Here is a 20,594-nt window from a genome sequence, read left to right as displayed (position 1 = left end):
CCCGGTCATGCGGCGCAACTCGGCGCGGTCCTGCACATACAGCGCGGTAGTCCTCAGTTCTCCAGCGCCGGGGCGATGGTCGAGATGTCCGCGCCGAGGCTGTCGACACGGGACGTGTCTTTGAGGTCGACGCCGGATCGACCGAGCCTGCGGGCACCCGCGACCAGACCCGACACCACCCGGGCGGCGTCGGCGTAGGTGAGGCCGTCGGGCGGGTGGATATTGGAGACGCAGTTGCGTTCGGCGTCGGCGCGGCCGGGGCGGGGGAGGTGGGTGAGGTAGATGCCCAGGCTGTCGGCCACCGAGAGGCCGGGGCGTTCGCCGATGATCACCAGCACCGTCCGCACGCCCATGGCCGCTGCGATGTGGTCGCCGAGGGCGACGCGCGCCTGGGTGGCGATCACCGGCGGGGCGAGGCTGTAGCGGTCGCCGAGTTCGCAGGCCAGCGCGGTCAGCAGGCCGGCGCCGTGATCGGTGAGCGCGCGCGGGGACAGCCCATCGGCGAGCACGAAACCGATATCGGCGCCGCTGTTCTCGATACCGGACAGGTCGGCGGGCAGCCTGCCCAGATCGGGCCTGCGCAGATATTCCGAGCGATCGGCGGCGCGGCTGGTCACCGCGACCGGGTGGCCCAGTCCTATGCTCGCGATCTGTTCGGTGAAGACTTCGACTGCCAGCGGGACGTGCACCGCGTCCCTTGCGGCGGCGTGGGCCGCGCGCAGGGCGAGCACCTCGGTGGTCGGCAGGGCGTCGCCCGAGCGCCCCAGCCCGATCCTGGCCTGGGTGTTGCGCCGCAGCTCGCGCCAGAACTCCTGGGCCACCGCCGAGTCGGCGTTCGCGGTAGCGCGCCCATCCGCTGTCGGTTCGCCAACTGCGTGCCCGCTCGGTTCGGTGTTCGATCGCACGATGTGCAGAACTGGTTTCGTCGCAGCGGGTTTCATCGGTTCGCCGCCAAGGCTCGCAGCGGTGACGACAACGGTTCCACCTGGCGGATCCGGCCGTTGGCGTCCAGCATGCCCAGCCCGGACAGCCACGCCTCGAATTCCGGTGCGGGACGCAGGTTCAGCACCTGACGGGCATAGAGGGCGTCGTGGAAAGCCAGACTCTGATATCCGAGCATCACGTCGTCGGCGCCGGGCACCGCGATGACAAAGGCGCAGCCCGCCGCGCCGAGCAGGGTGAGCAGGGTGTCCATGTCGTCCTGGTCGGCCTCGGCGTGGTTGGTGTAGCAGACGTCGACGCCCATGGGCAGGCCGAGCAGCTTGCCGCAGAAGTGGTCTTCGAGCCCGGCGCGGATGATCTGCTTGCCGTCGTAGAGGTATTCGGGCCCGATGAACCCGACAACCGTATTGACAAGCAGCGGTTGCAGATCCCGGGCGACGGCGTAGGCGCGCGTCTCCAGGGTCTGCTGATCGACCGGCCGATCACCAACGCCCACATGGGCATTCGCGCTCAGCGCCGAGCCCTGGCCGGTCTCGAGGTACATCACGTTGTCGCCGACAGTACCGCGCCCGAGCGAGCGCCCCGCCTCGTTCCCCTCACGCAGCAGCGAGAGGTTCACGCCGAAGCCGGCATTCGCGCCCTCGGTGCCTGCGATCGACTGGAACACCAGGTCCACCGGCGCGCCCGCCTCGATCAGGCCGATGGTGGTGGTGACGTGGGAGAGCACGCACGACTGGGTCGGGATGTCGAAGCGCAGCCGGACCTCGTCGAGCAGGTGCAGCAGATCGGCGGTGGCCTGGGGTGAGTCGGTGGCCGGATTGATGCCGATCACCGCGTCACCGCAGCCGAGGAGCAGTCCATCGAGGGTGGCGGCCGCGATGCCGCGCGGATCGTCGGTGGGGTGGTTGGGTTGCAGCCGGGTGCTCAACCGGCCGGGCAGGCCGATGGTGGTGCGGAAACCCGCGGTCACCACGGTGGCCTTGGCGACCGCGATCAGATCCTGATTGCGCATGATCTTGCTGACCGCCGCCACCATCTCCGGCGTCAGCCCGGGTGACACCGCGGCCAGCGTCACCGCCGCGGTGTCGGTGGCGGCGACCGCGAGCAACCAGTCCCGCAGTCCGCCGACGGTGAGATGCGCGATCGGGGCGAACGCGGTCCGGTCGTGGCTGTCGATGATCAGCCGGGTGACCTCGTCGGTCTCGTACGGAACGACCACCTCGTTCAGGAAAGTGGTCAGCGGCACGTCGGCAAGGGCCCACTGCGCGGCCGCCCGTTCAGCGTCGGTCGCGGCGGCGCAGCCGGCCAGCTGATCGCCGCTGCGTTCGGGTGTGGCCTTGGCCAGCAGATCGACAAGGCCGTCGAACATGTAGGTCCTTGCGCCGACGGAACTGCGGTACACGGTCATCGGGTGCCGCCTCCTCTCACGGATCGGTGGTGCGTCATTCCAGCTCTTCCTCGGCCTTGGCCAGCGCCGCGAATTCCTCGTCCGGAGACTTGGCGACCAGGTGCTTGCGGCTGTAGAGGCCGAAGTAGGCCAGGAAGGCGCAGAAGACGCCGAGGGTGAACAGTGCCGCCTTCGGGTCGACCAGGAAGGTGGCCGCCACCGAAGCCGCCGCGATGACCAGCGCGAACGAGGTGGTGACGATGCCGCCCGGGGTCCGGTAGGGGCGGGGCATATGCGGCTCGCGGATTCGCAGCACGATGTGGCTGACCATCATCAGCACGTAGCTCAGCGCCGCGCCGAACACAGCCATGTTCAGCAGCATCGCGCCCTCGCCGGTGAGCGAGAGGGCGAAGCCGATGACGCCGGGCACGATCAGCGCCAGCATCGGCGCCTTGCGCGAGTTGGTCACCGACAGGCTGGTCGGCAGGTAGCCGGCCCGCGACAGCGCGAAGGTCTGGCGGGAGTAGGCGTAGACGATGGAGAAGAAGCTGGCCACCAGTCCGGCCAGGCCGATGTAGTTGACCACCTTGGCCGCCGAGCTGTCACCGAGCGCCTCCACCAGCGGGTTGCCCGAGGTCGATGCGCCTTGGGCGCCGAGCGCCCCGGTCACCAGGAACAGCACCACCGCGCCGGTGACCACCAGCAGCAGCATCGCGACGATGATGCCCTTGGGCACGTTCTTCTCGGGCTCGGTGGCCTCCTCGGCCGCCAGCGGCACACCCTCCACGGCCAGGAAGAACCAGATGGCGAACGGGATCGCGGCCCAGACCCCCATGTACCCGAACGGCAGGAACGACGACGCGCCGGTGGCCTCCGGATCAGGGGTCATATTCGTCAGATTCGCGACGTCGAACTCGCCAAGCGCCGCCACCGCGAAGATCACCAGACCGACCAGCGCGATCGCGGTGATCACGAACATCGCCTTGAGCGCCTCACCGGCCCCGCCGAGGTGGATACCGATGAACAGCACGTACACCGCCAAATACACCCACCAGCCGTCGGTGATCCCGAACAGGTTCAGCGACTCCACATAGGCGCCGATGAAGGTGGCGATGGCGGCCGGTGCGATCGCGTACTCGATGAGAACAGCTGTGCCAGTGGCGAATCCACCCCACGGCCCGAGCGCGCGCCTGGCGAAGGTGTAGCCGCCACCCGCGGCGGGCAGCGCCGAGGACAGCTCGGCCATGCCGAGCACCATGGCCAGATACATGGCGGCGATGACGATCGCGGCGATCAATAGACCGCCGAAACCGCCCTCGGCCAGGCCGAAGTTCCAGCCCGAGTAGTCACCGGAGATCACATAGCTCACGCCGAGACCCGCCAGCAGCACCCAGCCGGCCGAGCCGGAGCGCAGGGTGCGTTTGGCGAGATAGTCGTCGGCGGGGATGTCCGTGCCCGCGGCCGGAATCGCGTCGGTACTCACAGGTAAAGCTCCTCATCAACAAACAAGCACGCAGCGACGGCAACGGTGGTCGTCGAGGGTTGCAGAATGGTTGACGACTGTTACCGCCGTGGATCCTCCAGATCAGCGGCGCGTATCCAGCGCCGCTGACCTGCGAGAACGATGTGATAGCGCGTGTTTCACATCACAGTTGAACGGTGTCACCGGTAGGCGGCGGCTGGGACTCCAGCGCGGCCACCTCCGCGTCGGTGAGCAGGCGGGAACGGATCAGGAACCGCACGCCATCGGGGGCCTCGAGCGAGAAGCCGCTGCCCCGGCCGGGCACCACGTCGACGGTGAGATGCGTGTGCTTCCAGTATTCGAACTGGTCGGCACTCATCCAGAACGGGGTGTCGCCCGGCAGATATCCCAGCAGCACATCCGAGGCGCCCACGCGGAACTCGCCGCGCGGATAGCACATCGGCGAGCTGCCGTCGCAACAGCCGCCGGACTGGTGGAACATGACCGGGCCGTGCCGCCCGGCCAGGTCCCGCAGCAGCGTCGCCGCCTGCTCGGTGAGGTCGACGCGCTGCCCCATCAGAAGAAGCCGAGCTTGCGCGGCGAGTAGCTGACCAGCAGGTTCTTCGTCTGCTGGTAGTGCTCGAGCATCATCTTGTGGTTCTCCCTGCCGATGCCGGACTTCTTGTAGCCGCCGAAGGCCGCATGTGCCGGGTAGGCGTGGTAGCAGTTGGTCCACACCCGGCCCGCCTTGATGCCGCGGCCGAGGCGGTAGGCGGTGTTCATGTCCCGCGTCCACACGCCCGCGCCGAGCCCGTAGAGGGTGTCGTTGGCGATCTTCAGCGCCTCGTCGGTGGAGTCGAAGGTGGTCACCGCGACGACCGGGCCGAAGATCTCCTCCTGGAACACCCGCATGTCGTTGCTGCCCTTGAAGATCGTCGGCTCGATGTAGAAGCCGCCGGTCAGCCCGTCGACCGTGCGGGCCGCGCCGCCGGTGAGTACCTCGGCACCTTCCTTCTTGCCGATGTCGATGTAGGACAGGATCTTCTCGAACTGGTCGTTGCTGGCTTGCGCGCCGATCATGGTGGCCTCGTCGAGCGGGTTGCCGCTGACGATGGCCTTGGTGCGCTCGACGCAGCGGGCCATGAACTCGTCGTAGATGGAGGAGTGGATCAGCGCCCGCGACGGGCAGGTGCACACCTCGCCCTGGTTGAGCGCGAACATCACGAAGCCCTCGACGGCCTTGTCCAGGAATTCGTCGTCGGCGGCCATGACATCGGGCAGGAAGATGTTGGGACTCTTGCCACCCAACTCCAGCGTCACCGGAATGATGTTCTCGCTCGCGTACTGCATGATCAGCCTGCCAGTGGTGGTCTCACCGGTGAACGCGACCTTGGCCACCCGCGGGCTCGACGCCAGCGGCTTGCCCGCCTCCACACCGAAACCATTGACCACGTTCAGGACTCCGGGCGGCAGCAGATCCGCGATCAGCTCGACGACCTTCATGATCGAGGCGGGTGTCTGCTCGGCGGGCTTGAGCACCACGGCATTGCCGGCCGCGAGCGCGGGAGCCAGCTTCCAGGTGGCCATCAGGATGGGGAAGTTCCACGGGATGATCTGCGCGACGACCCCCAGCGGCTCGTGGAAGTGGTAGGCGATGGTGTCGGCGTCGACCTCGCTGATCCCGCCTTCCTGCGCCCGCAGCACGCCGGCGAAGTAGCGGAAGTGGTCCACCGCCAAAGGCAGGTCGGCGGCAAGGGTCTCGCGGACCGGCTTGCCGTTGTCCCAGGTCTCGGCGACGGCGAGGGCCTCGAGGTTGGCATCGATCCGGTCGGCGATCTTGTTCAGGATGTTGGCGCGCTCGGTGGGGGAGGTCGCACCCCAGGCGTCGGCGGCGCGGTGGGCGGCGTCGAGAGCCAACTCCACATCGGCGGCGGTGGAGCGGGAGATCTCGCAGAACGGCTGTCCGTCCACCGGCGAGGTGTTCTCGAAGTACCTGCCCTCGACGGGCGGGACCCACTTGCCGTCGATGAAGTTGTCGTACCGCTTGGCGTAGCTGACGATGCTGCCTTCGGTGCCCGGTTTGGCGTAGATCATGTGCGGAAGCTCCTCGCTGATTCCAGTGAAGCGTGACGGCCATCACTATCCGTCGCGAGGGTTGATGAAACGTTGAAGCCCGGACCGATCAGGCGCGAAGAGCGCTGTGCAGGCGGGCTGCGGCTACCGCGCGTCGCGCGTCGCGGGTGGGCAGCAGCGCCAGGGCGTGCTCGTGCACGGCGATGTCGTCGGGGGCGGCTTCGCCGTAGGTCATGGCGTGCTCGGCGTCGGGGCTGGCCAGCACGGCGCTGCGCATGGCGACCTCGAGATGGTCGCGCCATTCGTTGATGCCCGGCGTGTCCGAATCCGGCAGCAGCGGACCGTGATACAGCCGGACGGCGGTGTCGAGATCGCCCGCCTCCAGCGCGCGAAGGACGTCGACGGCGTCGCAGGACAGGGCGGTGGTGAAGCGGTAGACGCGGCTGGTGATCTCCCCGCCGGTGGCGCGGCGCAGGTACGACATCTCCGATTTGAGGGTGCTCGCGCCGACCGCGCGATCGCCGTAGACGGCGTAGTGCAGGCGTTCGTGGCTGTAGCCGTCGTCGTCGAGGGCGAGCAGGGTGAGGATCTCCAGCTGACGCGGCCGCAGCCGGATCGGCAGCCCGTCGCGGATCAGTTTGCCGCGGCCGAGACAGGTCAGCCGCATCCCGGCCGGTGCGGGCATGACCGCGTGCAGTTTGGACTCGATGGCGGTGGTCATCGTGCGCACCGTGGCCATGGCCAGTGGGTGCGAGCGTTTCCAGGTGGTGGACAGGTCGAGCACACCGAGCAGGGTGCCGTCGGCGGCGCGGATCGGCGCGCAGTAGCAGACCCAGCCGTGCAGGGCGGCGACCAGATGCTCGGCCGAGAACACGGTGTGCGGCTGATCGGTGCGCAGCGCCAGCGACAGCGCGTTGGTGCCCATGTGCGCCTCGTCCCAGCGGCCGCCGGGCGCGAAGTTCACCTGTTCGGCGCGCCTGCGCATGACCGGACCGCCGTAGGTCCACAGGATGGTGCCGGAGGCGTCGGTGACCGCGGCGATGTAGCCCGCGTCGTCGGCGATGCTGTGCAGCTGGTCCTCGAGCTCGGTCACCGGCCCGCGCAACGGCGACTCCGCCCACCGCGGCCCGATGTCGGTCTCGCTCTCCGGCGCGCAGACACGCCCCGGATCCACCGTCCGCAGCGACCGCAACCACGACTGCGCGACCTCGGTCCGTACCGCCGAACTCCGCTCCGGCGCCGCCCTGCCCGCAGGGACCCACTGCGCCCACTCCCGCTCCAGCGCGGCGCGGTGTGCCGAGAGCGTCAGCTGCGGTGCCATCTGCGGTTTCGCGTCTTTCTGTTCGATTGCACGACGAAGTTTGCACGATCATATGCCTGACTGCCACATGCTGAGCAGCAGTTCGCACGCTCCTCGCAGCCCACGACCGCCCGTAGCGCGTTGTAGCACCAGGGGCCACACGGCGGTGGATGCGGCGGCGTTCAGATGGGCGGAGGCAGGGTGTCGAGGACGCGCAAAACGTTGCCACCCAGAAGGCGGTGGATGGTGTCGGGGTCCAGGCCGCGCCGCAACAGGGCCTCGGTGAGCTGCGGCAGCTGGGCGAGGCTTTCCAATCCGCTCCGCGGACGGGGCGGATGAATCCGTCCCAGTCCGAGCCGAGCGCGACCGCGTCGGCGCCCCCGACGTCGATGACGTGGAGCAGGTGATCGACAACCGCGTCGAGATCGCCGCCGACGTAGGCCGTGGAGAAGATGATGCCGAGTGCGCCCTCTTCGTCGGGGCATAGCCACTGCGCCGACGATCACTCCGCGAGCGGTCAGCGCCGCTTGTTTACGGTGGCGCGCATTTCCCTGCTTTGGCCAACTCGATCAAGTAGCGGCGCACTCGAAGTCCCCAGCTGGATTTCGCAATCGACGATGCTGTCGGCAGCCCTGCCAGAGGCCAGATGCGACAGCCCGAAGATCAACGGCCCGAGGTCATCTCGGGCCGTTGGCGTCCGCGCGGCCGCCGGTCGATTGGTCGGAGCGTGCTGATCCAGTCGTCTTCGAGACGAATCGGATAAGGCGTGTCCGACTCGTTCGGGCTCTACCGTCCGCACGTGTCGTGGGTGATCGTGGGGATGTCTGACATTTCGCCGCGCTGTGTCGTCGTTCTCGTGAGGCAGTCGAGACCCGATGGCCTGGTGGCTGCCGAACCGCAACGCAAACCGGGACCTCACGTCACCGCTCGAGGCATATCGGAAGTCCCCGCAAGTGAGGAGAAGACATGTCGCACCCGAAATCTTCGGCCAGGAAGATGGTCACCGCTGCCATCGGAGCCCTGCTCGTCGGGGGTGGGCTCAGCGCCTGCGGCGCGGACAGCGGCGAAACGGCCGGGCTGAAGCAGCGGGTCGAGATCATCGAGGCGGCCGCCCTGACAGAGCAACTCGCGGTCACCGACCTCGACAAGCCCGGTGCGAGTCTCGGTGACATGACCGTCTACTCGGGCAGTATCCAGCAAGACGGTCGCGAGATCGGGAACGGGGGTGGGGCATGCCAGAACGTCCATATCGAGGGTGACGCGATCACCATGCAATGTGTGCTCACCGCGCAGTTCGAACGGGGATCGCTGACCATGCAGGCGGTGTGGGTCCAGGGCGCGAGCCCGCTCGATATGGCGATTACCGGTGGTACGGGCGAATACGGTGGCGCGACCGGCACCGCTCGGTTCTGGGAAATCGGGACACCGCAGGAGCGGATGCGCGCCGAGGTCGTTCTGTTCACGCAGGAGTGACCGGCCGGGGGGACGCGCGGGCTCGGCCGGGTATGGCCTTCAGGCGGGGGATGGCCGCGTAGGTCCCTGGCTCGACGCGCCGAGGAGCGCGTAGACCGCGGCTCGGATGCGGTCGGCGACGGCGTCGGCGGAGATGACGTCGAACTTGCCGTCGAGGTGCAGGAAGCGAGGCCGTGCACCAGTGCCCAGACGGCGTTGGCCATCGCATCCGGGTCGGCCGTGGGAAACGCCTGCCGCACAATCGTTTTGACGTATTCGTGGATCGCGGTGGTCGCTGCCACGCGTTCGGGACTTGTCGGATCGCAGGGCTCGGCGAATATCACCCGGAACAGGTGTCGGGGCGGGTGAGTGCGAACTGGAAGTAGGCGATGGCGATCGGGGCGAGATCCTTGGGCGCGGGATGCGCCGCGGCCAGGCGGGCTGCCAGGTCGCGGTAGCCCACCGCGGCGACGGCGGACAGCTGCGCATCGCGATCGGCGAAATGACGGTACGGCGCGGCGGTGGACACGCCCGCACGCCTGGCGTGCGCCGCGCAATGGGATCAATCAAACGTTACAGTGATTTGACTAACGCAACCACTGTTGTAACAACAACTTTCGGTGACCCGACAAACCGGGCATGACTCTCAATCGCAAGCAGCTGCAACAGTTTTCGGCTCGCGCCGGTGTCGTCGCTGCGGTAGCCGCCGCCGGGGTTGTCGGGCTCGCAGCCCCGTCCACCGCCATTCCGCACAACCCTGACTTTCCGTTCACGCCGACCCTGACGCGACTGATTCCGACCGACTGCTCCGCGATCATCGACGCGGCCGCCGTGCGGCAGGAGAAGCCCGGCACGTTCGGCGTGCGCGTGAAGGTCACCCAGACCGGGGAGAGCTGTGCGGACTGGAAGGTCGCCGTGCGCTTCAAGAACCTGGATACCGGGTACGCGGACGGGCAGCAGCACCCCGTGGTGAACGGTGTCGTCCAACATACGGTGGACGGCGTGATCGTCGGTTTCGGCACGGCGCCGGGCCTGGGCCGGGTGGAGGCGCGGATCGTCGCGCTGGACTCGAAAGACAGGGAGATGGAGCAGATCTCGGGTACGGCGACGTTCACCCTGAGCTGAGCGCGGGTGCCGGTGTCCAGTGATCGCTGGACACGGCACACTCGGCGGGCTCAGGGGCCACTACGCTTCGCAAGCCCGCGCTGGTGTCCAGGTAGCGATCCGGCGCGCTGTTCGCCGATGACGGGCAGTCGAAAGCCCACTGCCGCACCGCCTTCGGGATGGTTGTCGACATGGACCGCGCCGCCGTGGGCGGTGACGATGTCGTGGACGATGGCCAGGCCGAGGCCGGAACCGGGGGTGGATCGGGTGCGGTCGGCGCGATAGAAGCGGCCGAAGACGGCGTCGCGATCGGTCGCCGCGATACCGGGTCCGTGGTCGCGCACGGTGAGATCCGTTGCGCGCACGGTGATCTCGACGGGGGTGTCCGGCGGACTGAACCGAACTTCAGGGCGTTGTCGATGAGATTGTCGACGCAGCGGGCCAGTGCGCGCGGGCGGGCCATGACCGGTTCCGGGTTCTCGACGGCGACGGTGATGGAACGTCCGGTGCGGCGGCGGAATCGGTGCGCGCACTCGTCGGCCAACTCCGCCGGGATGAGGACTTCGGGGTCCTCGGTGGCGTACTGGTCGGTGGCCAGATCGACTAGTTCGCCGACCAGTTCGTCCAGCGCCTTCGCCTCCTGAACCAGGGTGGCCGGCACCTGCGCCTCGTCGTCGGGTGCCAGTCGGCCCCGTGCGCGCTGGAGCAGTTCCGTGCTGCCGCGCACCGAGGTGAGCGGGGTACGCAACTCGTGCCCGGCGTCCTCGGCCAAGCGCTGCTGCTGCGCGCGCGAGAAGCGCAGGGCCGCGAGCATGGTGTTGAAGCTGCGGGTCGGCGACCTCCACATCACCCAGTTCTGGCTTGCCAGTGACCAATTCGCGGTCCACCGTCCCGCACTCGATGTCGTGCCCCTCGACGGTGGGGCACCACGCCGGTGCACTCCGAGACGTCTGCGCGCCGCACGCGGTGAGCGCACCGCCCGCCACCAATGCCGCCGCGACGGCTGCCAGCACCCTTCTACGCATCCCTCGCACACCTTTCGCCAGCGTGCCTGCCGGCGAGGCACACCAGCAATCCTCGGCGGCCGACGTCAGACATTCGAGAGAGGAACGGCAAAGCGATGTAAGAATGCGCTGCCGGGGAGTGCACCGAAATCCACGAGCCGACATCCGCGGCGACAGCTATCGCCCACCACGGCGTCCCACCGCACAGGCCGCGAAGCCAGCACAGTTCGTAGATGAAACTCCAGCCGAAGACTTACTGGTCCCGGCCGAACGCGGCGACGCTCAAAGCTCGGGGCGGCGACCACCGCCCCGAGCGCGCCACGCGGGGATGCGGCCGTCTACTGCTTACCTTGGTCCGCCCCGTCAGGTAAGGCGCCGTCGTTTTGTCGGGTATGTCGGATGCCTCGCCATCCCAGTGGCAGTTGGACGCGACCCGCCCGAATGTCGCCGATGAGTTGCGCGTAGCCGTCACGGACCTCGCCGAGGTGGACCCACGCCGAGTGCCGAAGCTCCTCGCAGTCGGTGTGCAGCACCGTCCACCACGCCTCGGCGTAGGTCTTCGCGACATGGCTGATCACCTCACCGAAGGTGTGGGTGTGGCGGCGCGCGCACCGGCTGTGGCGGACATAGAACGCCGCCCAAGAGTTGATCTTGTCGATGACCTGCGCGATATCCGCGTGCAGGGCCGACTCGCTGACGTCGGGTGCGCGCCGCCGAGGATTCAGAGCCGTCGAAATGAGGGCGGCGTGCAGATCGCCCAGTTCCCTTGCCCACGCGACCAGCGGCAACGGTTCGGCGAGACGACCGCCGATCGCTGCCAAGAGCTGCTCCGGCGACAGCAGAGATCCCGCGTCTGTGGCCGGATCTTCCGCCGCCTCGACCATGCCCGCGTCCACGGGACTCACTTGTCCATCACGAACCGACGCTTCGGACAGGCGGACTTTCCCTGGGTTGCCTGCTCGGACACAGAGACCGAGGGGCGGTTGATGGTGACCACCCGGCGGCGACGGTTCAGGGCGCGGGGTGACCATGGGCTACGGCTGGTGACGACGGTGCAGTCGCCGCCTGGGTGGGGTACACGCATGGTTGGTTGCTCGAAGGTAGATCGATTATTGATGCGGCGAGTGCGCCGCTGTGACTCGGCGCATAATGCTAATGCTGACTGCGCACTCAGTCAACGCCGGGTCGGGCGTCACCAGGGCGCTGGAGTGTGCGGGAAAATCCGGACGAGGAGGGGTGGTATCGGTGGGCAAGCGTGCGGCGGAGCCGGGCAAGTCGGGTGCGATTCTCGATATCTTCACGCGCCAGGTTGCCGAGAAAGGCTACGACGGGACCAGCTTCAGCGGCGTCGCCAGTGAGTTGGGCATCTCGCAGGGCTTGATCGTGCACCATTACGGCACGAAAGCGCGCTTGCTGGACGCCCTGCACATCTCCTATATGCGGCAGCGGATCGATGAGGCAGAGCGCATCATGGCGGCGTTTTCTACACCGACCGAACGGCTTGCCGCACTGTTGCACGCGTCCATGCTGTACCAGGTGCACGATCGAAATCGCACTGTCGCATTCCAGCGCGAGGTCGCGCGGTTCGCGCAGCAGGATGAGAATTCCGAGGGACGCAAGCTGCGCAGGCACTACATCGGAATCCTGCACGGCCTGCTCGACGCGGGTATCGCCGCGGGCGAATTCCGGCCAGTCGAGATCAGTATCCGGAGCCTGCTCATCTTCGGCGCCGCGCAATGGGCGTGGACGTGGTTCGAACCGGAAGGGCGCAGCTCTGCCGAGCAGGTCGGTGCCGAAATGGTCGATCTCACGCTCGGCTCTCTGTTGGTCGACCGGACGTCGTTGCCGCGTCTCAGCGATCCCGACGGCCCGCTTGTCGCCGCGGTAATCGAGATCATCAGCGCGGCGGAAGGGACGCCGAACGAACTACCGGAGGCCTGACGCGCTCGGTAGGCGAGGGACGATTATCGAGACCGGTCCGCCGATCGATCGCTCGGGTCAGCGGCCGGTCCCGTGCGGAAGTCGATTGGTTCGTCCGAGCATGTACGGGGGAGCCAGGTTGAAGCGGCGGCAGTCGCCGCAGCGCCGCGACATGGCGGCGGCGGTGCCCGTGTGGTGCAGGACGGCCTGGGTCGGGACGACCTCGAGCGTGAAGTCGTCGTCCAGCGCGGCGTGACCGTCGATGATCAGTACGTGGCCGGTCGGCGTGGCCGGTGGCCAGAGCAGGGTCACCGCCGGGTTGGCGGTGATATTGCGGCAGGTGACCGGTCCGGGCGCGGGTATGCGGAATCGGTTGGTGTCCAGGACGGGGTGGTGGGGTGTGGTGTGCGGCCCCAGGTCGCCGATGCTGACGAGAAAGGCGAGGTCGTATCCGCCGATGACGTCGACCAGTTCTGGCGGGAGGTCCTGCGCGCTCATTCCCCAAGCGTAGGCGAATCCGAGGGCCTATCAAGCTGGTTTCGCCGTGAATGAGGTCTTGTCGCGGGACCATTCCCGAATGTGCGGTTATCCGACGCCGAGGGTGACCTCGGTCGACTTGATGAGGACCTTGACGTTGGTCCCTTCGGTCAGGCCGAGGTCTTCCGCGGCGTCGCGAGTGATCGAGGAGGTGATCTCGTCACCGCCGGTGAGGCGCACACGGACCACCGCCATCGCTTCGCCTCGGGTTACCGAGACCACTGTTCCGTCGAGTTGGTTTCGGGTGCTCAGTCGCATGGCGCCGACGATACGCCCGCGCTATGGGACCAGCCGGTAGCGTCGAGGCGGTTCGGCGAGTTCAGCGTCACCCGTACCGACGCCACCGTGGGAGCACACGTCCGCACCGACATCCGGGCGCGGGCTGTGCGGCTCACGCCGGGTACGACCGTGTTTCGGTGGCCTTGACCGCTGCCCAGAGTCGCTGGCCGGGATGCAGGCGTAGCTGGGCGACCGTGGCCGGTGTGATGTCGGCGAGGACCGGTGGTGTGCCGTCGAGCCGGACTCGTGTGGTGTGCGCGTGTTGTTCGATTCCGGTGATCGTGACCGGCCAGCTGTTGCGTGGGCTGCCCACCGGCTGGTCCGGATGCAGTCCGACCGCGTGGGGCGCGAACGCGACGTAGACCGGCCCGTCGGTGGGTTCCACGATGGTGAGGGTTCCGCCGCCGTCGAGCTCGACGCGAGTGCCGCGGGCGGTGCCGCGGTAGAGGTTCAGCCCCATCAAGTGGGCGACGTAGTCCGAGCGCGGCCGGGCCGCGACTTCCGCGGGTGCGCCCTGCTGCACGATCGCACCGTCTTCGAGGATGACCAGCCGATCGGCGAGCACCATGGCGTCGAGCGGGTCGTGGGTGACGAGGACGGTGTGGCCCGGGTAGTCGCGCAGATGGTGAGCCAGATCCGAACGCACGTGCAGCCTGGTGCTGGCGTCCAGGGCGGCCAACGGTTCGTCGAGCAGCAGCAGCTGCGGTTCGGTCACCAGCGCCCTGGCCAGCGCCACCCGCTGAGCCTGACCACCCGAGAGCGCGCGCGGCCGACGCTGTCCGATGTCGGTCAAACCGACACGGGCAAGCCATTTTTCGGCACGTTCCCGAGCGGGCGTGCGGCGCATGCCTCGGGCTCTGAGTCCGAAGGCGATGTTGTCCAGCGCCGAGAGGTGCGCGAACAGCAGATAGTCCTGGAAGACCACGCCGACCTCGCGGCGTTCGGCGGGCACGAACACCGACGGCGGTGCGTCCCAGGTGTGGTCGTCGAGCCGGATGTGCCCGCCGGTGAGCGCGATCAATCCCGCAAGTGCTCGCAGCGCGGTCGTCTTGCCCGCCCCGTTGGGTCCCAGCAGCGCGACGACCTCACCCGGTTCGACTCGTAATGGCAACTCGAGGTCGAAAGATCCTCTGCTGAACCGCAATTCCGCTGTCAACGTCATACTGCACCCCGAATCCAGCGTTCCCGCAATGCGACGAGTACGGCCACCGACACGAGCAGCAGCACCAGGCTGAGCACGATCGCGGCATCCGGATCGGACTCGAGCGCGAGGTAGACCGCCAGCGGCATCGTCGTCGTGCGGCCGGGAAAGTTCCCCGCGAAGGTGATCGTCGCGCCGAACTCGCCAAGTGCGCGCGCCCAGCACAACACCGCGCCCGCGACCACCCCCGGCAGCACCGAGGGCAGGGTGACGCGGCGGAACGTGTACCAGCCGGTGGCGCCGAGGGTGGCGGCCGCTTCCTCGTATCGTGTGTCGGCCGCGCGTAACGCACCCTCGACCGAGATCACCAGGAAGGGCATGGCAACGAACGCTTCGGCGACGATCACGCCCGCGGTGGTGAACGGCAAGGAGACGCCGGACCATTCGTAGAGGTAGCGGCCGATCAGCCCGCGCCGACCCAACACCAGCAGCAGCGCGACGCCGCCGACCACGGGCGGCAACACCAGCGGCACGGTGACCAGCGCGCGGATCAGACCGCGCCCCGGCAGTTCCGCGCGCGCGAGCAGCCACGCGAGCGGAATGCCGAACACGAGGCAGATCACCGTGGCCGCGGACGCGCACACCAACGAAAGCCGCAGTGCCTGACCGACTTCGGCGCTGAAGAGTCGGTTCGGCATGGTAGCCCACGGCGCACGGACCAGCAGCCCGATCAGCGGGACGACCAGGAACGCCAGCCCGCAGACGGCGGGCAGCACCAGCGCGAGCGGTCGTCGCCCGCGCGCCGACCGCCGCCGCGAGGGCGCGATCACGGGGTGTCGAATCCCGCCGAATCGAAGACCTGCTCGGCCTGGTCGGAGGTCACGAAGTCGACGAACGCCGCCGCGGCCGCCGCGTTCGGCGCGTGCGCAAGCGGGGCGACGGGGTAGTCGTTGACCGCCTTGGTCGACTCAGGGAAGTCGATGCCCTCGACCTTGTCTCCGGCCGCCTTGACGTCGGTGCGATACACCAGGGCCGCGTCGACCTCACCGAGGGTGACCTTCGTCAGTACCGCCTTCACGTCCTGCTCGCGAGTATCGGGTTGCGGGGTGATCCCCGCGGCCTCGAACACCGTCTTGGCCGCGGCGCCGCACGGCACCTGCTCGGCGCACAGCGCGAGCTTGGGCTCGGTCTTGCCGAAATCGGCCAATCCGGTGATCTTTCCCGGGTTGCCCTTCGGGACCGCGATCTCGAGCCGGTTGCGCACGAAGGTGACCGGTTCGACGGTGACCTCGCCCTTGTCGCGGACCTGCTGCATGTTCTTGGGCGCCGCCGAGGCGAAGACGTCGGCCGGAGCGCCCTGGTTGATCTGTTCGGCCAGTGCGGAACTCGCGCCGAAACTGTAGACAACCTCGACGCCGGGGTGCGCGGCCTCGAACCGCTTACCGAGTTCGGTGAACGTCTCGGTCAACGACGCCGCGGCGAACACCGTCACCGTTCCCGAAATCTGCTGGCTTCCAGCGGGTTCGGACTTGTCGTCGGAACCGCATGCTGCGACGCTCATCGCGGCCAGCACGGCCACCGCCCCGACAGCCGATCTGCGAATCATCCTCATCCTCATCAACTTTCCGGTATCTCCACCACGACATGCGTGGACTTCACCGATGCGACAGCGACGCTGCCGACTTCCAACCCGAGTTCGTCCACCGACTCCCTGCTCAGCAGCGACACCAGCCGAAACGGTCCGGCCTGCATCTCCACCTGCGCCATCACGGTGTCCTTCACCACCCGGGTCACGATTCCGCGCATGCGGTTGCGGGCCGACGCGGCGACGGTCACGCCAGGCGCGGGCGCCTCGGCGCTGGTCTGCAGGAACTGGGCCAGTTCGCGACCGCTGACGCCCTTGCGGCCGTTGTCCAGTTGAATCGCCTGAAGCCGGCCCTGATCGATCCAGCGGCGCACGGTGTCATCGCTGACACCCGCGAGCGCGGCCACTTCACTGATCCGTAGATTCGACACAACCGACATCCTATCTCCGCATCTGCGGATAGAATAGTCATCTCGATCCGCGCCGCTGCTCGATTTCTCGTTGTCAGGTAGTTGCGGACCCGCCGTCCGTCTCACCATGGCAACGGAATCAACTCGACCAAGCCGCCGCGCCCCACCTGGGGGCCGACCAACGGCAGCGCCTGACAGTCGACCAGGTTCGCCAGGTGCGGGGTGTGTACGCGCCCGACGTCTGCACACACCGCCGGGCAGCTGACGGACCGGGAGTATCCGGGTCTCGCCGCCCGCCGAACCGGGTCAGTCGACGATCCGGCCCCACCATCGGGGTCGCGAAGTGCGCTCGGCCAATGTGCGATTCCCGGTGCCGACTCGATCTCAACGGTATGGCGCTATAACCGATCTCAGCTGGCGGCCTGGCGCAATGCCCAGGCTCTCGTCCAATAGATCCCGGTACACATCGTATTGGCGCACAGCCTCGGATACGTTGCCCTCATCGAGATGAGCTTCGATCAGGGCACATTGCGTCGTTTCGCGGAGCGGCTCGAGGGCGACGGCGATAAGGCCTGCCTCGATCGCCGGCTCATAGAGTCCCAGCGCCGTCAACCGTTTACAGAGTGCCTCGAGGCCATGCAGCCGCAATTGCCGTAGCCGCTCACGCTCGAGCAGGACCCAGTCGTCATCCCATCCAGGCAACAGTTCTTGGGACAGCGTCTCCGCGGTCACTTTCGGAGCCTCCAGCGCCTGCGGATCGGCGATGAGCTGTCGAGTTGCACCGGTGAGTTCGACTACGTCGATCTGTACGTTGTCCCCGATTCTGAGATAGGGCCCATCCGAAACGACGAGAGACGGCTCCAGTTTCCGAAGCCGCCACAGCACCGTACGCAAGTTTGCGGCTGCCCGGCTTTCGACACTGTTCATCCACAGCGTGTAGGCCACGGTTGATCGGCGTAGCTGACGATTGTGCAGTGCAAGGAACGCCAGAAGCCTTTGCGCGGCAACGGCGAGCGGGATGGCTACGCTGCCACAACGCAACTCGAGCCCACCGAGCAGGCCGAGCCGCGCCGGTGGCGTATCCGGTGGTTGCGCACGCGCATAGGTTTCGTATGAGGTCATCAGAACCTCAGTCGATATCAGCGTCGTTCCGCATGCTTTGGCGGCAGGCACCCCTACTTGATTTGACACCCGATTCGACATTTTGACAAGACGGTCCCACCGATACGAGAGGCGAAGTCACTGAGCTAGTTTGGCTTCGGCCAGTCGGATCACCCATTGCCGAATGACTTCTAGTATGTCATCAACACCCATAGCGTACTCACAGTCTGCAACCCTGGTTTCAACTGAACTCCATCCGAGGAAACGTGCGATCACCCTGACGTCGCCGTTCTCGCAATGACACCAAACGCGGATCAGCATGATGCCTGACAGATCAGGGGAAACCCCAAGTTCGTCCGCATTGCCCATGTGAGGACTTTGGTCGGTACGAATCACCTGTCCGTCACGCAGGCGTCACAACCAGAATCAGGGCTGGGCTATTACTTCTGAGTGACGTAGCAGCAGACAGCACTTCGACGCGAACGAGGACGGGCGCGAGACGTCGGTAGGCCAGTGTTGTCCCAAGGGCGGAGCTGAGGGTGTTCCCGTGCGGGCGCGCACATCGAAGCGCAGCTCAATGTGGGTCCCTCAACGCCATCGGCTTCGAATGACCTACAACCCGGCGGGAGATCGCCATGACCATCACGACCGATGGACAACCGAATCAGGAGGCGTTGTCCACGCCTTTCGCAGGCGTCCCAACCGAGCAAGAGGCCACGGAGGGCGTCGCCCGGCAAACCCCCGATCTGGAATCACCCTTCGCATCGCTGCTCGCCGAAGCCCCTGACTCGGAGAGCGAGGAGATCGCCGAGTTCCTCGAATCGCTCGAAGACGAGGACTTCGCCGACGCATTGGAGCAGCTGATCGACGAGGCCGCATTGCAACACCTCGCCGAACAGGGGGCCTGGTCCGGAGAGCTCAGCGAGGCCGAGTCCTTCGCAGCGCTCGAGAGTTGGATCGAGCCGCTGGCGGAGACATCCGAGCGAGCGATCGACACGTTCGCCGAGGCGCTCGAGGCTGCGCATCCTGAGTCGCTGAGCACCGCCGAATTGGATCAACTGCTCGAGCGACTCGGTGAGACGCCCACACTCGAGCAGGAAAGCTTCGACCAGTTCCTCGGCGGGATCATCAGGAAGGTCAAAAAGTTCGCACGAAAGGCCGTCAGAGCCGCGGGAAAACTCGCAGGCAAGGCGATCAAAGCCGTTGGCAAACTCATCCCGATCGGACCCCTGCTGAAGCGGCTCGCGAAACTTGTCCGGCCTTTGCTGAAGCGGGTTCTCCGCACAGCGATTGGGCGGTTACCCATGTCGGTTCGTCCGCTCGCCAAAACACTCGCGGCACGGCTCGGACTCGGTGAGGCAGAGCAGCAGGCCGATGGCGCCACGACACTTGCCGAAGATTTCGACGTCGAGGTCGCCGCACTGCTGTTCGCGCCCGAGGCGTTCGAGGAGGAGCTGGAAGCGGTCTCGGAGGGGGAGGAGGAGGAAGAAGCTCGCGACGCAATCGGTGAACTCGACGCTGGTCGTGCCCGGCTCGCCCAGCAGCTCGCCGAGTTGCCTGCCGACGCGACACCCACAGCCGAGATTCAGCAGTTCATCCCCCTCGTACTCGCCGTGCGGCCGCTGATCAAGCTCGGCATCTCGATCATCGGTCGTGACAAGGTGGTCCGGTTCCTCGCAGCTCGGGTTGCCGGGCTCATCAAGGGTCTGGTGGGGGCCCAAGGCGCGCGGCTGCTATCTCCTCCACTGGTCGATGCCGGGCTCCGAATATTCGGCTTCGAAGGGCCCGAGGGTCAGGAGAGTCTGTCCGGTGAGGCCCTTGCCTCCACCGTCGAGGGGACAGTCTTCCGGACACTGGACATGTTGCCTCCCGAGGCACTCGAGGACGAGTTGCAGGTCGACGCCGCGGTGCAGACGGCTTTCGCCGAGGCAGCCGCCGCGTATTTACCTGACCAGCTGCTCCGTGAGGATCTGGCGGAGCGAGAAACCGCCGGTGAAGGCGGTGTCTGGGTGCTGTTGCCGCGCGCCACCCGCCCGCGATATCGCTTCCGGAAGTTCACCCGCGTGTACGCGGTACCGCTCACTCGTCAGATGGCGCGACGAGTCCCCTGGTGGGATGGTGGATCGCTGGAGGATCACCTGCTCGACCGCGGCGTCGAACGGTGGCCGGTGCAGACGGAGATCGACCTCTACGAGGCCCTGCCTGGTACCCAGATCGGGCACTTCACCCAAGACGAAACACTGCCGACAGGCGAACGTCCGAGCAGCGACGAATTCCAGCCGCTGACACCCGACATCGCAGGTCAACTCCTGCGCGAACCGGCTCTTGGAAAGAGCCTGCCCGCCCGGGTAGCTCCTCTTGGTAGACCGCGACCGACCGCCGGAAGCCGGTACTTCAGGATCCGTTCGACGGGGCTGCCTCGTTCGCGTGGGCAACGGATGCGGCGACGCCGCGTGCTGGTCCAACTCAGCCTGCTGCGGCGACAGCTGACGGTCACCTTGCGCCTCAGTGAACGACAAGCACAACAGCTGTTGACGCGTCTTCAGCCCGCGGCTCGCGGTGCACGACGTGATCTGCCCACCGTGTTATCGGCCCTTCGAAAACGCTTCGTTCCGCGGCTTTCCGGAATACTGGTGCATAGACTGATGCGGCGCGGCTTGATGCGGGACGCGGCCGCCGCGGGACAAGCTGCCGACCGCATCGGCGCTTCCGTCACCACCGCACTTTCTCAGTTCCTCACTGAGGGGACCGCCCAACTCGCGGCCGCGGTGCAGGATCCGGCAAACGGCCTCTCGATCAGCGTGACCTTCTCCGGAGTTACCAAGGACGCTCTGCAGGGCAGCTTGCCGCCAGGGAAAGTCACCGTCATACCCGGTTGGCGTAGCCGTGATTGACCT

The 20,594-nt window shown here is 67.1% G+C and carries 21 protein-coding genes and 2 pseudogenes; 4 read left to right on the top strand and 19 right to left on the bottom strand.

What is annotated here, in order from left to right; genetic code table 11:
• Positions 1-53: 53 nt before the first annotated feature.
• The 7 genes from eutC to NAM01S_RS37545 form a co-directional block, all read right to left on the bottom strand.
• Entirely contained in the window at positions 54-941 is an 888-nt protein-coding gene (eutC, locus tag NAM01S_RS11760; protein WP_084482863.1) for an ethanolamine ammonia-lyase subunit EutC, read from the bottom strand.
• Positions 938-2,350 (bottom strand): ethanolamine ammonia-lyase subunit EutB, encoded by a 1,413-nt coding sequence (locus NAM01S_RS11755; protein ID WP_067783724.1) that lies wholly within the window; start codon positions 2,348-2,350, stop codon positions 938-940. Before NAM01S_RS11755 ends, eutC begins: the two co-directional genes overlap by 4 nt.
• A 34-nt stretch (positions 2,351-2,384) precedes the next feature.
• Complete coding sequence (gene eat, locus NAM01S_RS11750) at positions 2,385-3,812, bottom strand: ethanolamine permease (RefSeq protein ID WP_067783720.1); 1,428 nt, start codon at positions 3,810-3,812, stop codon at positions 2,385-2,387.
• 163 nt (positions 3,813-3,975) lie between these two features.
• The gene (locus NAM01S_RS11745; RefSeq protein ID WP_067783717.1) at positions 3,976-4,368 is read right to left on the bottom strand and encodes a DUF779 domain-containing protein; all 393 of its coding nucleotides are present in this window, start codon (positions 4,366-4,368) and stop codon (positions 3,976-3,978) included.
• Entirely contained in the window at positions 4,368-5,885 is a 1,518-nt protein-coding gene (adh, locus tag NAM01S_RS11740) for an aldehyde dehydrogenase (protein WP_067783714.1), read from the bottom strand. The genes NAM01S_RS11745 and adh overlap by 1 nt, the downstream gene beginning before the upstream one ends.
• Before the next feature lie 88 nt (positions 5,886-5,973).
• Positions 5,974-7,185: a transcriptional regulator gene (locus NAM01S_RS11735; protein WP_067783711.1), complete on the bottom strand. Its 1,212-nt coding sequence runs from the start codon at positions 7,183-7,185 to the stop codon at positions 5,974-5,976.
• 161 nt (positions 7,186-7,346) lie between these two features.
• A complete protein-coding gene (locus tag NAM01S_RS37545) occupies positions 7,347-7,649 on the bottom strand; it encodes a membrane dipeptidase (RefSeq protein ID WP_505248910.1) in 303 nt (100 codons plus the stop codon).
• Positions 7,650-8,130: 481 nt separating this feature from the next.
• Between NAM01S_RS37545 and NAM01S_RS11730 the strand changes: the two genes are divergently transcribed.
• Positions 8,131-8,637, top strand: a complete 507-nt coding sequence (locus NAM01S_RS11730) for an allene oxide cyclase barrel-like domain-containing protein (RefSeq protein ID WP_067783708.1) — start codon at positions 8,131-8,133, stop codon at positions 8,635-8,637.
• Between the two features lie 39 nt (positions 8,638-8,676).
• Here NAM01S_RS11730 and NAM01S_RS11725 read toward each other — a convergent pair.
• A pseudogene (locus NAM01S_RS11725) lies at positions 8,677-9,166 on the bottom strand (TetR/AcrR family transcriptional regulator); the annotation flags it as partial.
• 89 nt (positions 9,167-9,255) lie between these two features.
• On the opposite strand from NAM01S_RS11725, the gene NAM01S_RS11720 reads away from it, so the two are divergent.
• On the top strand, positions 9,256-9,741 hold the full coding sequence (locus NAM01S_RS11720) for a hypothetical protein (RefSeq protein ID WP_067783704.1): 486 nt from the start codon (positions 9,256-9,258) through the stop codon (positions 9,739-9,741).
• 50 nt (positions 9,742-9,791) lie between these two features.
• Here NAM01S_RS11720 and NAM01S_RS37265 read toward each other — a convergent pair whose 3' ends face one another.
• From NAM01S_RS37265 to NAM01S_RS11710, 3 genes and pseudogenes are all read right to left on the bottom strand, one after another.
• Positions 9,792-10,064: a sensor histidine kinase gene (locus tag NAM01S_RS37265; protein ID WP_373862663.1), complete on the bottom strand. Its 273-nt coding sequence runs from the start codon at positions 10,062-10,064 to the stop codon at positions 9,792-9,794.
• 257 nt (positions 10,065-10,321) lie between these two features.
• Positions 10,322-10,534, bottom strand: a pseudogene (locus NAM01S_RS37260) (histidine kinase dimerization/phospho-acceptor domain-containing protein); the annotation flags it as partial.
• Positions 10,535-11,062: 528 nt separating this feature from the next.
• On the bottom strand, positions 11,063-11,629 hold the full coding sequence (locus NAM01S_RS11710; protein ID WP_157107706.1) for a hypothetical protein: 567 nt from the start codon (positions 11,627-11,629) through the stop codon (positions 11,063-11,065).
• 340 nt (positions 11,630-11,969) lie between these two features.
• On the opposite strand from NAM01S_RS11710, the gene NAM01S_RS11705 reads away from it, so the two are divergent.
• Complete coding sequence (locus NAM01S_RS11705) at positions 11,970-12,665, top strand: TetR/AcrR family transcriptional regulator (RefSeq protein ID WP_067783695.1); 696 nt, start codon at positions 11,970-11,972, stop codon at positions 12,663-12,665.
• Between the two features lie 57 nt (positions 12,666-12,722).
• Here the strand turns inward: NAM01S_RS11705 and NAM01S_RS11700 are convergent, their stop codons facing one another.
• The 8 genes from NAM01S_RS11700 to NAM01S_RS34965 form a co-directional block, all read right to left on the bottom strand.
• On the bottom strand, positions 12,723-13,142 hold the full coding sequence (locus NAM01S_RS11700; RefSeq protein ID WP_067783692.1) for a pyridoxamine 5'-phosphate oxidase family protein: 420 nt from the start codon (positions 13,140-13,142) through the stop codon (positions 12,723-12,725).
• 87 nt (positions 13,143-13,229) lie between these two features.
• Positions 13,230-13,439 (bottom strand): TOBE domain-containing protein, encoded by a 210-nt coding sequence (locus NAM01S_RS11695; RefSeq protein ID WP_067783689.1) that lies wholly within the window; start codon positions 13,437-13,439, stop codon positions 13,230-13,232.
• Between the two features lie 133 nt (positions 13,440-13,572).
• A complete protein-coding gene (locus NAM01S_RS11690) occupies positions 13,573-14,622 on the bottom strand; it encodes an ABC transporter ATP-binding protein (protein WP_067783686.1) in 1,050 nt (349 codons plus the stop codon).
• Positions 14,619-15,431 carry a molybdate ABC transporter permease subunit gene (modB, locus tag NAM01S_RS11685; RefSeq protein WP_169810838.1) on the bottom strand — a complete coding sequence of 271 codons (813 nt, stop codon included), beginning with the start codon at positions 15,429-15,431 and terminating at the stop codon, positions 14,619-14,621. The genes NAM01S_RS11690 and modB overlap by 4 nt, the downstream gene beginning before the upstream one ends.
• The gene (gene modA, locus NAM01S_RS11680) at positions 15,428-16,207 is read right to left on the bottom strand and encodes a molybdate ABC transporter substrate-binding protein (protein WP_067783683.1); all 780 of its coding nucleotides are present in this window, start codon (positions 16,205-16,207) and stop codon (positions 15,428-15,430) included. The genes modB and modA overlap by 4 nt, the downstream gene beginning before the upstream one ends.
• An 11-nt stretch (positions 16,208-16,218) precedes the next feature.
• On the bottom strand, positions 16,219-16,617 hold the full coding sequence (locus tag NAM01S_RS11675; RefSeq protein WP_067783981.1) for a TOBE domain-containing protein: 399 nt from the start codon (positions 16,615-16,617) through the stop codon (positions 16,219-16,221).
• A gap of 363 nt (positions 16,618-16,980) precedes the next feature.
• The gene (locus NAM01S_RS11670; protein WP_067783680.1) at positions 16,981-17,718 is read right to left on the bottom strand and encodes an AfsR/SARP family transcriptional regulator; all 738 of its coding nucleotides are present in this window, start codon (positions 17,716-17,718) and stop codon (positions 16,981-16,983) included.
• A gap of 117 nt (positions 17,719-17,835) precedes the next feature.
• Positions 17,836-18,066, bottom strand: a complete 231-nt coding sequence (locus tag NAM01S_RS34965) for a hypothetical protein (RefSeq protein WP_157107705.1) — start codon at positions 18,064-18,066, stop codon at positions 17,836-17,838.
• A gap of 266 nt (positions 18,067-18,332) precedes the next feature.
• Here NAM01S_RS34965 and NAM01S_RS11665 point away from each other — a divergent pair, with 266 nt between their 5' ends.
• Positions 18,333-20,591 (top strand): coiled-coil domain-containing protein, encoded by a 2,259-nt coding sequence (locus NAM01S_RS11665; protein ID WP_067783677.1) that lies wholly within the window; start codon positions 18,333-18,335, stop codon positions 20,589-20,591.
• Positions 20,592-20,594 lie beyond the last annotated feature (3 nt).

The organism is Nocardia amikacinitolerans NBRC 108937, assembly GCF_001612615.1.
Lineage (GTDB): Bacteria > Actinomycetota > Actinomycetes > Mycobacteriales > Mycobacteriaceae > Nocardia > Nocardia amikacinitolerans.
Note: the sequence above shows the minus strand (reverse complement) of the source record. Positions and strands in the feature narration are given on the sequence as shown.